Origin of the sequence: Pontibacter pudoricolor (assembly GCF_010092985.1) — a bacterium.
Classification (GTDB): Bacteria; Bacteroidota; Bacteroidia; order Cytophagales; family Hymenobacteraceae; genus Pontibacter; species Pontibacter pudoricolor.
In genome coordinates, this window is sequence record NZ_CP048106.1 from 920,445 (window position 1) to 932,535 (window position 12,091).

Genomic DNA, 12,091 nt, shown 5'->3' on the forward strand with positions numbered 1-12,091 from the left:
ATAAGACAGAGAAGCATCAAAATGAGAAATAAGATAAGAAAAGCATCGCTGGCCATTGTGTTGTGTGTTGGCTACGCATTTATGAATTCTGCTCAGGCCCAGAACAATGGCTGGGGCGAAGGAGCAAAGCTGGAAGATGCCGAAGTAGTAGTAGAGAAGAACCGTGTTATTGAGTTGCCGAATGCGGCCCGTAACTTCGAGAAGTTTAAAGTAGATCCGCCGGCGGTAGCTGACCGGAATGTGCGTTACCGCTTTGAAGATTACCGTTTGCCATCGCAGGACATTGAACTGCAGATGCGTGTGCTAACTATAAAGCAGGACGAACTAACCAAACTCTACGGTAATTACCTGAAAGCCGGCTTTGGCAACTATGCTACGTTGTATCTGAAAGGTTATTTCCATAACAAGCGTTCTGAAACATCGTCGTTCGGTGCCAATTTCAGCCATGTTGGTTCTGCCCGTGGACCGGAAGTAAAAGATCAGTCTGCTGTATCTAACAGTAGCATTGGTGTACATGGCGAACGTTATTTACCTGGATTTACCATCGGTGGCCGCTTGGGCTATGAGCGTGATAAAAACCATTTTTACGGTTATGCGCCGAGCCTGCAGAATGAAGTAGACAAAGATACCACGAAACAGATATTTAATCGCATCAATGCTAACGGTTATCTTCATAACCATACTTCAGAATCGCCTTTTTTATACAAAGCAGGTGTAAAACTGAACTACCTTAACGATCGCTATGACATGAGCGAGGCGAACATTGCCCTGAACCTGAACTCAGAATATACCATTGATGAGATTTCCGGATTTAAGGTAGATGCCGACCTTTCGTTTGTACAGCATAAGGATTCGAGCAGTGTGTCGCGTACGTTCTTTAAGCTGAACCCAAGCTACGAGCGCCAGTTTGGTGCAGCCCGTGTAACTATAGGTGCAAACGTAGCTTATACCGGCGACGAAGTAAATGACGCTCGCCAGTTCAATATCTATCCGCAGTTCAGAATAGGGATTGAGCCAATTAAGGATAACCTGTTGATATATGCTGGGTTAGGTGGTGATCTGCAAAGAGTTACTTTATATGAGCTAACCAAAGAGAATCCATGGATCGCTCCGAATGTTGATGTGGCTGATATCAATAAAGGGCTTGAAGTTTATGGCGGGTTTTCGGCTAACTTATCGAACTATGTGCACCTGACGGGGCGCGTGGCATACCAGAATTACCGCAACCTATACTTTTATAACAACTCCAGAGCCGATTCTACCAAGTTTGACCTGGTGTATGACGATGGTGTAACAAATGTTTTAAATATTTATTCGGAGGCAGTATTCGATTATATTGATGAGGTTCGCCTTGGTTTAAAGCTTGATTATAACAAATATAACACAGCTTCTTTAGACCAACCCTTCCATCGCCCGGAGCTGATGGCGAGCGTTTTTGCTACCTATAACTTCTACGATAAGATTCTCTTTAATTCAGAACTTTACTATATTGGGAGTTCTTTCGGGCGCATATACAGACCGGATGGTACTTTTGTGACACGCGAGACAGACAACATAATAGATCTTAATCTGAAGGCGGACTATAAGTTTACAAATACCTTTACCGTGTTCCTGATGGCTAATAATTTATTAGGAAATAAATACGAAAGGTTTGTAAATTACCCCGTGAAGAGTATAAACGTGATAGGAGGCGTTACCTATTCATTCTAGTAAACCTATGGTAGCAAAGCACATAAAGTCCTTGCTCTATGACCACGACTGTGTCATCATCCCGGGATTTGGCGGGTTGATAACCCGTTATGTACCAGCAGTGGTGCACCCGGTAAAACACACCATTACACCACCATCTAAGCGGGTGGCATTTAACGAGAAACTGGTTTTGACCGATGGGCTGCTCATCAACACGATTGCCTATTATAATGGCATTTCGGCAGTTGAAGCGCAGCAAATGGTAGCAGCTTTTGTGATGCAGGCCAATAACCAGCTTAAAACGGATAATCGTTTTGAGTTAAGCGATATTGGTGTTTTCAGGTATAATGCGGCGCATCGTCTGGAGTTTGAGTACAAGACAGGAGATAACCTGCTGGAAGCCAGTTTTGGTTTACCTGAGATCTCTGCAAGGCCAGTTCGTGCAGAAGAATCTGTTGTGTTACGTTCGCTGCAGAAAAAGCGCGAGCAGGATACGCCGCAAAATGGCAATAAGTTTAAGCGCCGCTTACGACGGGTTTATAGCACAGCTGCCGGTTTGATAATTGCCGGTTTAACCGGTTCTGCATTATACCTGCTTTCCTTACAAACAGATTACAATCTTAGCAGCCTTAACCCAATTGCTCAGTTTAACAACGCAACTATAAATAACCAGGCTACAGCTTCGGATTACACGCCAGATTATGTACCGGTTACAGAAGAGGAGCGCCTGGCTGTTTACCAGAACCTTTTACTTAATGCCGGATTAGCAACGGATCTGGAAGCTGATCTTATAGCCGCTACTTCAGAAATTAACGATTCTACCTGGCATAATGAAAGCATAGCTTTAAGCGAAGCTTCGGAAAATATAGCAGATCAGGTAGTTGAAGAGGAGGCTATAGTTGAACCTGTCCTGACTATAACAGAAAAAACCGGCCGCTTTTATATTATAACGGGTGGTTATTCCCGTTTACAGAATGCTGAAACAGGCCGCGAAGAAATTCGCAAAAACGGCCATGATGGCAAAGTACTTACACCTTTAAGAGGTAGCCGCCTTTTCCGCGTATCTGCTGCAGATTTTGCAACAGCAGAAGAAGCGCAGGCTGCCATTAACGAATACAGAAAAACTTACGGAAACTCAATCTGGGTACTCAATAACTAACATGACATCACTCTTATTACAAATTACTACCGGAGCACCTGCCGATACTACCGCGCTTGCTGAAGGTGCTCAAGCTGCTGCCGAAACTTCTGTTTCTTTAATAGACCTGACACTGGCTGGTGGATGGGCTATGTACCCGCTTGCATTACTTTCGCTGGCTGCCGTTTATATTTTTGTTGAACGTTATCTTACATTGAAGAAAGCAGCTAAAAACCCGGAAGGCTTTAATGATCGCATTAAAAGTATGGTATTAGCCGGTGACATTAATGGTGCAAAAATGCTGTGTGCCCAAACCAACACCCCAGTAGCCCGGATGCTGTCTAAAGGCATCAGCCGTATAGGTAACCCGCTTAAGAACATCGAGACATCTATAGAAAATGTAGGTAAGATCGAGATCAGCAGGCTGGAACGTAACCTGGCTGGTCTGGCAACTATAGCCGGTGCGGCGCCAATGCTTGGTTTCCTGGGTACTGTAACCGGTATGATCCAGGCCTTCATAGCTATTGCACAGGCTGAAGGCTCCATTAGTCCAAAGTTGCTTTCCGGTGGTATTTACGAAGCGATGGTAACTACGGCAGCTGGTCTTATAATAGGCTTACCGGCTTATGTAGGCTATAACTACCTGGTAAGCAAAATCGATAACATTGTGCATTCTATGGAATACTCTTCTATCGAGTTCCTTGATCTGTTACAAGAACCACAACTATAAGCATGAATTTACGCTCTAAAAATAAGATAAACCCAGAGTTCAATATGTCGTCCATGACAGACATTATTTTCCTGCTGCTTATCTTTTTTATGCTTACATCAAACTTTGTTACGCCTTCCGGTCTACCTGTAAGTCTGCCTTCCAGTAAGACGTCTAATATTGTAATGCAGAAGATCAGTATATCCATTACCGGCGATCTGAAGTATTACTTGAATGACAAGCCTATTGCCCTGGAAGACATCGAGCCACAACTGGCAGCACTTTTGCAGGGAACCCAGGAGGGGGAAGGAGTCGTTGTATTACATGTAGACAAGACAGTGCCTGTAGAGCACCTTGCCCGCGTAGCAGGTATTGCTGCAAACATGAATGCAAAAGTTACATTGGCCACGTTGCCTGAATAAGTTTAAAGTAGACTATGTCAATAGCCTTAACCAGGGAAGAAGAAAAGGATAGAAAGATTGCCGCCGGCGTAAGCGTGGCTGTGCATATTATCCTGCTTTTGCTCCTGATCTATATTATGGCCTGGCGTGCACCAGATCCGCCGGCAGCCGAGCTAGGCATTGAGCTAAACTTCGGTACGGACCAGGTGGGAAGCGGCGATGTACAAACTATGGCAACGCCAAATGAGTCGAAAAACGTAGAGGACAGCAAGCCTGCACCAACACAACCTGATGCCCGCCCGGAACCGGAACCTGTGGTAACGCCAACGCCACCACAACCTGTTGAGACACCGAAAGTACAGACAACAACTGCTGATGCACCTGTTTCGGTGAAGGAAGAGGTAAAACCACAGCCAAAGCCACAACCGAAAGAAGAAGTAGTTAAAAAGGAGCCTGAGAAGCCTAAAGCACTTTACCCGGGCAAGCCAACTAACAGCGCTGGAACCGGTAAAAGCGGCACATCTGATGAAGCTACAGGCAACAACAACGGCGATAATCCTGGAACTGTAGGCGACAAAGGCAATCCTGATGGAAAGCTGGACGCTAAAGCACTTTACGGTAAATCTGGAGGTGGCGCAGGTGGTGATCTGAATATGGCTGGCTGGGGCTGGGGAACACAGCCAAAACCTAACGATACTTCCTATGAAAGCGGAAAAATCGTAATTAAAGTTGTTGTAAACGCGGATGGTGTTGTAGAAAGTGCTACTGTTGTAGAATCCACTGTTTCGCCAAGTGTATCTAAACTATATCGAGACGAAGTATTCAGAAAAGCCACTTTTGTTAGAACAGGTGGAGGAACGGGTGGTGCTACAGGATACATTACCTACAGGCTGAAGGTAAATTAATACATGACCTATCAAGAAGTTTTAGAATATCTATACCAGCAATTGCCGATGTTTCAACGCATCGGCAATGCTGCTTTTAAGAAGAGCCTCGACAACATTATCACGCTTTGTGACGCGCTCGGAAACCCTCAAAACAACTATAAAACCATACATGTAGCCGGTACCAATGGCAAAGGCAGCAGCTCGCATATGCTGGCAGCTGTGTTGCAGGAGGCTGGCTATAAAACCGGGCTTTACACTTCGCCACACTTAAAATCATTTACAGAGCGCGTTCGCGTAAATGGCATTGAACTGCCGCAGCAATACCTGATCGATTTTGTAGAGAACTATAAACAACTGTTTGAAGAAGTACAGCCGTCGTTTTTTGAGATGACAGTGGCGCTTGCTTTTAAATACTTTGCTGATGAGCAGGTGGATGTGGCTGTGATAGAAGTCGGTTTGGGCGGCAGGCTCGATTCTACAAATATCATTACCCCGGAAGCTTCACTTATTACCAACATCGGTTTTGATCATCAGGCATTACTAGGCAATACCTTACAGGAAATAGCAGGGGAAAAAGCCGGTATCATTAAGCCCGGCGTTCCGGCAACTATAAGCTTAAAGCAACCTGAAATAGAAAGTGTATTCAGGGATAAGGCTGCTGCTGTAAATGCCCCTTTATATTTTGCTACTGATAACTATAGTGTATCCCTGAAGAGCCACACGCTGGAGCAACAGGTTTTCGATGTCTATAAAAAAGAGGATCTATACCTGCCTGATTTACAACTCGACCTTACTGGCATTTACCAGCGCTATAACCTGCCAGGCGTTTTACAAACTATAGCTTTACTAACTGAACGGGGCTTTACCATTACAGAAGAGGCGATCAGAAAAGGACTTGCAAATGCCAAACAATTGACCGGATTGAAGGGGAGATGGCAAGTATTAAACTATAGTCCGTTAACCATTTGTGATACTGGCCATAACGTAGATGGAATTAATCAGATACTTGCACAGTTACATAGCCTGCAGCCAAAGCAGGTGCACTTTGTATTTGGGGCGGTTAACGATAAAGATGTAACTACGATTCTGGAAATGCTGCCTAAAAACTATAGTTACTATTTTTGCCAGGCAACTATACCACGCGCTTTACCGGTTACAGAATTGCAGCAGAAAGCCGATTTAGTTGGTTTAAAAGGCAAAAGCTATAATACGGTAACTGAAGCGGTGCAGGTAGCCAAGGAAAATGCTGCTCCGGATGAGGTTATTTTTATTGGCGGCAGTACCTTTGTGGTTGCAGAGATTGAAGAACTATAAATAATGAGCAGATCGAAATTAGCGAAATTCGCAACTATAGCTGAGCGTGACAACGTGGTGCAGGATGGTGATACACAGTATGGTAAGCTGGCCGGCAAATGGCGATCAGAGCATTTTGGCAATAATAACCCGATTGTATTAGAAATTGGCTGTGGCCGTGGCGAATATACGGTTGGTATGGCTCGTCTGCACCCGGAAAAGAATTTTATAGGCATCGATATCAAAGGCAACCGCATCTGGAAAGGCAGTTCGCTTGCAATAGAAGAAGGACTGGAGAATGTCGCTTTTCTGCGCACGTTTATCGAAACCGTTTCAGACCATTTTGCCGAAGGAGAAGTTGATGAGATCTGGATCACGTTCCCGGACCCGCGCCCGAAAGACCGAGATATCAAACGTCGCTTAACTTCGCCACGTTTCCAGGAGATGTATAAGTTCATGCTGAAACACGACGGGATCATCCACCTGAAAACCGATAACCAGCCGTTGTTCGATTATACCCTGGAAGTATTACAGGACAGAACTATAAAGCACCTTGTATCAACCACAGATTTATACAGTTCAGACCTGCAGGAGCATACCATGGGCATCTATACGACCTACGAAAAACGTTACCTTGCTGAAGGTATTGCAATTAAATACCTGCAATACAAACCGGTGAAGGAAGTTTAGGAGTTTGTGAGTTAGAGAGTTTAGGAGTTATAAAATTTAATATTTCTACTAAACTATAGATTTAACAAAAACGCCCGCTGACCATAAATCAGCGGGCGTTTTTGTTTTTAATCATATTAGGTGTATCAGAGTTTCATTATAGAGTCCTTAGACTTTACATCGGTTAATTTCTCAACTCTTTAACTCCTAAACTCTCTAACTCCTAAACTAGAACTAACTTTCTAACTCCTCAAATATATCCTGGAACTCGTCGAAGTTTTTGTAGCCGGGGCGAATTTCCTGGCCGCCTTGTAAGCCGATACCGGTTGGTTTTACTTTTTCAACTATAGGTGTTACATTCTCTTTATGTAGTCCGAAGCCGATGTAAACCTTGTGCTTTTTGGATACCTCGCGCAGCAGCTTTTCATTGGTATCGTCAATGTTGTTAAAATCGTTTGAATAGATAATAAAACTGTCAACAGAAGGGGCATATAAGTCCATCATTTCCAGCAGTTCGCTAACTACGGTGTCTTTATTGATGAATACCTTCTGAATAACCGGTCGGTTGATCTCCTCAATTTCATCGATCAGGTAAGGCGTATCCAGTTGTATAAGGTCGAGGTTGAACTCATCAGCCATTTCGTTTATGATCTCCGGTTTTGCTCTTTCAAATTCGCCGGCCAGTTTAACGCCTGATACCCAGCCTGTTATTTCTTTTAATGTTTGCGGCTGCACCCGGTTCGGATCATCCAGTTTCAGGTTAAAACCAATCACATCAACTCCCATGCCGGCACAATAACGTGCATCGCTCAGGTTATTTACTCCATTTACTATTACTGAGGTACGTAAGCCCATAATATATTTTTACTTAAACTATAAGTTTGCTCTTCTGTTATACTTTCAAGTGCCAAAGTAAACCCGATTAGCTTTTCAAAGCAACAATTTTCAGCTATAACTATAGTTTGCAGCGTTGTACAGCTCCAATATTAGCTTTACTGAAATCTTTATTACTGCCGGGTTGTTGCTATATTTGTATCAGAATTTATTGACGAATTTTTTAGTACCTTATATACATGAGTAAATTAGGAAGGGTTTTAGTTGCCATGAGCGGCGGTATCGATAGTTCTGTGGCGGCAGTTATGTTGCACGAGCAGGGTTACGAAGTGGTTGGTATGACCATGAAAACCTGGGATTATGCCTCAAGCGGCGGTAGCAAAAAAGAAACCGGCTGCTGCTCCCTCGATTCTATAAACGATGCCCGTAACATAGCCGTTCAGCTTGGTTTCCCGCATTATATTATTGATATCCGTGAAGAGTTCGGTGATTTTGTGATCAACCACTTTACCGATGAGTACATGGCCGGCCGTACGCCAAACCCGTGCGTGCTTTGCAATACCCACATTAAATGGGATGCCTTGCTGCGCCGTGCCGACCAACTGGGCTGCGATTTTATAGCAACCGGCCACTATGCCAACATTCGTGAAGAAAACGGCCGTTACGTGATCTCCAAAGGTCTGGACGAGCATAAAGACCAGTCGTATGCGCTATGGGGAATCTCGCAGAAGAGCCTTGCCCGGACTATATTCCCGCTTGGTAATCTGCGTAAAACCGAGATCCGCCAGATGGCCATGGACCGTGGTTTTACGGAACTGGTTAACAAACCTGAGTCTTATGAGATCTGCTTTATTCCTGATAACGATTACCGTGGTTTCCTGAAGCGCCGCATCGAAGGCCTGGAAGAGCAGGTTGCCGGTGGTGAATTTGTGCTGGAAGACGGAACTATAGTTGGTACTCACGAGGGCTACCCGTTCTATACTATAGGTCAGCGTAAAGGCCTTGGTGTAGCGCTTGGTTTCCCGGCGTATGTTACCCGTATAGAGAAAGAGAATAACCGCGTAATTTTAGGTAACTTCGAAGACCTGGCTAAAAACGCGATGACAGTTGGCAAACTGAACATGGTGAAATACGATAACCTGATTGACAGACCAATACCAACTATAACCAAAGTGCGCTACAATGATTCGGGTACCGAAGCTATAGTGGAGCAGGAAGGCGATAAAATGAAAGTGCATTTCCTGCACGGTGTTCACGCGATCGCGCCTGGTCAGGCTGCCGTGTTTTATGAAGGGAATGATGTAGTTGGTGGTGGCTGGATTGAAACAAACTATAACCTCGACTATACTTTAGACGTTCTGCCATCATGATCAGAAATTTGTTGTGCTGGGTAGTACTGGCTTTTGTTGTGGTTAGCTGCGACAAAAGCTATGTTACACCCGATCCTGTAGCCCGCGGCCTCAACTTTTACCCCTTAGAGGTTGGCGATTACAGGATCTACAATGTTAAAGACATAAAATACCAGCACAACGAACCCACCGAACTCAATTTCCAGATGCGCGAGTGGGTAGCTGATTCGTTCATGGATCAGACCAATACACTCACTTATAAGATTATCCGCTCTATCAGGGCAAATGCTGCAAGTGAATGGGTTGATGATTCGGTGATGACGGTAACCAAGAACCATAACATGGTTATGCTTACCAGGGATAATACCAGGTATGTAAAGCTTGTTTTTCCGGTGGAAGAGGGGAAAAAGTGGGAGACAGATGCTTATAACGACCACTATGATGCTAACGGTGACCGTGAAATTTATAAGTACTCTGATATAGACAAGCCGTTTTTGGTGGATGGACATGAATTTACGAATACAGTAACCATTACGATTTTACCTCCTGTAATATCAGAAACTACCACGCTGGACAATAGAAAAGAAGTGTATGCGCGTGATTTAGGAATGGTTTACAGGCTTTTTAGTCGTATAAATATGGCGAAGTGCGGTGCCGGACCAGGGGAATGTGTAGATGGACCTGACTACATTCTTGATGGCCACGAACGCCACGAAGTTTTAATAGAACACGGTAAACTATAGGTATATGCAAAGACTTATACTTCTGACGCTTTTCCTGTTTTGCTTTGGCAGCTTGTATGCCCAACAGACAGAACCAAAGAAGTACCTTGTTTACCTTTCAGATAAGAATAACACACCTTACACTATACAACAGCCGGAGAAGTTCCTGAGTGCGAAAGCTGTTTCGCGCCGGCAACGCCAGCAAATTCCCGTCTTAGAACGCGACCTGCCTGTTAACCCGGCGTATGTGCAAACTTTAAAAAGTACAGGCATTGACGTTTGGTACACATCCCGTTGGTTTAATGCAGTTATAGTAAGAGGAACGGCAGAGCAGCTGGCTCAGGTAAATGCCTTACCGTTTGTAAAGAATTCACGTTCCCTGGATATTATTTCCGGACCTTCTGCTGGTGGGACCCTGTCTCTAAATGACATTCCGGGTAAAGCTGCTGCTAATACAGCTTCACTGCTTGCCCCCGGCGATTACGGGTTGGCCTATCATCAGGCAAATATGCTTGGTGCAACTAATCTGCATGAAGCCGGCTACCATGGCGAAGGAATGACCATTGCTGTGCTGGATGCAGGTTTCCCCGGAGTGAATACAATACCTGCTTTCGCGCACCTCTATCAGAATAACCAGGTGAGTGGCACATACGATTTTGTAACCAGGTCGGAAAACGTCTATGGTGCTAATTCGCATGGTACATCCGTGTTGTCAACTATGGCGGCTTATTTGCCGGATAAGATGATCGGGACTGCTTATAAAGCAAACTACCTTTTACTGCGCACAGAAGACGCACCTACAGAACATAATATTGAAGAAGTAAACTGGCTTGTAGCAGCAGAATATGCCGATAGCGCCGGGGCTGATGTCATCAATTCCTCATTAGGATACACAACATTCGATGCGCCATCTGTAAGCTATAGTTACGACCAGATGGATGGCAATACAACTATAGTTGCCAGAGCCGCTGATTTTGCCGCTGCCACCGGTATTTTAGTAGTAACCAGTGCCGGTAACGACGGTAATAAAGCCTGGAAATACATTTCTTCGCCGGCTGATGCTGATTCGGTGCTAACGGTTGGGGCTGTTGATTCGCTGGGCGTTGTTGCTGCTTTTAGTTCGCGGGGGCCAACAGCAGATGGCAGAATTAAGCCTGATGTAGTAGCGCTTGGTGCTAATGCGTACGTCCTGAATTCCTCTGGAACTGTGGTGAAAAGTAACGGCACTTCTTTTTCGGGGCCTATAATGGCAGGTTTTGCCACAACGCTATGGCAGGCTAATCTCACTAAAACCAATTACGAAATCATTCAGCTTATTCGCCAGTTAGGCAGCAAAGCCAGTAATCCGGATAATACGTTGGGTTACGGGATCCCGAACTATAGCCGTAACGTTACGGGCTTGCCAACGCCGGGGAATGAGGAGGGAATTGCAGTTATAAATCCGGTTATAGGAAACGAACTGGTGTTGCTTTTATCGGAAGACTGGCGAAAAAAGCGTGCGGAACTGCAGCTGATGGATGCTACCGGCAAACTTATTCTGAAAAGCACGCTTCAACCAAACCTGGAACGGCAGACTATAGATCTGCAAAAAATGGCGTTACAGAAAGGTATTTACCTGTGTCGGATTATTTCCGGTGACCAGGTGGCGACCGTCCGTTTCGTTAAACTATAGTTTAGCGCTCAGGAGCTTCCCAGCACTATAAACTAAAACCTGTATCATAAAATTTATACCTTTGTCGGCATGAGACCACTAATCGCCCCATCTGTACTTGCTTCCGATTTTGCCAACCTGCAATCTGAGGTAGAAATGCTGAATAAAAGCCAGGCCGACTGGCTGCATATTGATATCATGGACGGCCGCTTTGTGCCGAATATTTCGTTTGGGTTCCCGGTAATGCAGGCCATTAAAAAGCATGCGCAAAAGCCAATGGATGTGCACCTGATGATTGTGGAGCCGGAACTATACATTGAGCAGTTTCGCGCAGCCGGTGCCGATGTAATCTCTGTTCACATCGAAGCCTGTAACCACCTGCACCGCACCATTCAGCAAATAAAAGCTACCGGTGCAAAAGCGGGCGTTGCTTTAAATCCGCATACTTCTGTGGCTTTGCTGGACGATATTATTGCCGACCTGGACCTGGTTTGCATCATGTCGGTTAACCCTGGCTTTGGCGGACAGAAATTTATAGAGAACACCTACCGTAAAACAGAAGCTTTAAAGAACCTGATCATACAGCGTAATTCCCAGTCACTTATCGAAATAGATGGTGGCGTAAATCAGCAGAATGCACCTAAGCTTGTACAGAGCGGAGCAGATGTGCTGGTAGCCGGTAGCTTTGTATTTACAGCCGAAGACCCAATTGCAACAATAGCTAACCTGAAGCAATCATCTAACTAATT

General features: G+C 44.9%; 12 protein-coding genes. 11 read left to right on the forward strand and 1 reads right to left on the reverse strand.

The features are described from left to right. Window positions 1–21: 21 nt before the first annotated feature. Genes GSQ66_RS03975 through trmB form a run of 7 tightly spaced genes read left to right on the forward strand, consistent with a single transcriptional unit; the run spans window position 22 to window position 6,807 of the window. Window positions 22–1,710, forward strand: a complete 1,689-nt coding sequence (locus GSQ66_RS03975; RefSeq protein ID WP_162426272.1) for a TonB-dependent receptor — start codon at window positions 22–24, stop codon at window positions 1,708–1,710. 7 nt (window positions 1,711–1,717) lie between these two features. Continuing rightward, window positions 1,718–2,848 carry an HU domain-containing protein gene (locus GSQ66_RS03980; protein WP_162426273.1) on the forward strand — a complete coding sequence of 377 codons (1,131 nt, stop codon included), beginning with the start codon at window positions 1,718–1,720 and terminating at the stop codon, window positions 2,846–2,848. A 1-nt stretch (window position 2,849) separates the two neighbouring features. After that, window positions 2,850–3,557 (forward strand): MotA/TolQ/ExbB proton channel family protein, encoded by a 708-nt coding sequence (locus tag GSQ66_RS03985; protein ID WP_202923400.1) that lies wholly within the window; start codon window positions 2,850–2,852, stop codon window positions 3,555–3,557. Window positions 3,558–3,559: 2 nt separating this feature from the next. Beyond that, a complete protein-coding gene (locus tag GSQ66_RS03990) occupies window positions 3,560–3,958 on the forward strand; it encodes an ExbD/TolR family protein (RefSeq protein ID WP_162426274.1) in 399 nt (132 codons plus the stop codon). Between the two features lie 14 nt (window positions 3,959–3,972). Continuing rightward, the gene (locus tag GSQ66_RS03995; protein WP_162426275.1) at window positions 3,973–4,842 is read left to right on the forward strand and encodes an energy transducer TonB; all 870 of its coding nucleotides are present in this window, start codon (window positions 3,973–3,975) and stop codon (window positions 4,840–4,842) included. Between the two features lie 3 nt (window positions 4,843–4,845). Next, a complete protein-coding gene (locus GSQ66_RS04000; RefSeq protein WP_162426276.1) occupies window positions 4,846–6,138 on the forward strand; it encodes a bifunctional folylpolyglutamate synthase/dihydrofolate synthase in 1,293 nt (430 codons plus the stop codon). 3 nt (window positions 6,139–6,141) lie between these two features. Then, window positions 6,142–6,807 carry a tRNA (guanosine(46)-N7)-methyltransferase TrmB gene (gene trmB / locus GSQ66_RS04005; protein ID WP_162426277.1) on the forward strand — a complete coding sequence of 222 codons (666 nt, stop codon included), beginning with the start codon at window positions 6,142–6,144 and terminating at the stop codon, window positions 6,805–6,807. Window positions 6,808–7,020: 213 nt separating this feature from the next. Here trmB and trpF read toward each other — a convergent pair whose 3' ends face one another. Next, window positions 7,021–7,641 (reverse strand): phosphoribosylanthranilate isomerase, encoded by a 621-nt coding sequence (gene trpF / locus GSQ66_RS04010; protein WP_162426278.1) that lies wholly within the window; start codon window positions 7,639–7,641, stop codon window positions 7,021–7,023. 218 nt (window positions 7,642–7,859) lie between these two features. On the opposite strand from trpF, the gene mnmA reads away from it, so the two are divergent. The 4 genes from mnmA (at window position 7,860) to rpe (ending at window position 12,089) form a co-directional block, all read left to right on the forward strand. Next, window positions 7,860–8,990: a tRNA 2-thiouridine(34) synthase MnmA gene (mnmA, locus tag GSQ66_RS04015; protein ID WP_162426279.1), complete on the forward strand. Its 1,131-nt coding sequence runs from the start codon at window positions 7,860–7,862 to the stop codon at window positions 8,988–8,990. Beyond that, complete coding sequence (locus tag GSQ66_RS04020; protein WP_162426280.1) at window positions 8,987–9,712, forward strand: hypothetical protein; 726 nt, start codon at window positions 8,987–8,989, stop codon at window positions 9,710–9,712. The genes mnmA and GSQ66_RS04020 overlap by 4 nt, the downstream gene beginning before the upstream one ends. A 4-nt stretch (window positions 9,713–9,716) precedes the next feature. Further along, window positions 9,717–11,363: a S8 family serine peptidase gene (locus GSQ66_RS04025; RefSeq protein ID WP_162426281.1), complete on the forward strand. Its 1,647-nt coding sequence runs from the start codon at window positions 9,717–9,719 to the stop codon at window positions 11,361–11,363. A 69-nt stretch (window positions 11,364–11,432) separates the two neighbouring features. Continuing rightward, window positions 11,433–12,089 carry a ribulose-phosphate 3-epimerase gene (rpe, locus tag GSQ66_RS04030; protein WP_162426282.1) on the forward strand — a complete coding sequence of 219 codons (657 nt, stop codon included), beginning with the start codon at window positions 11,433–11,435 and terminating at the stop codon, window positions 12,087–12,089. Window positions 12,090–12,091: the final 2 nt, after the last annotated feature.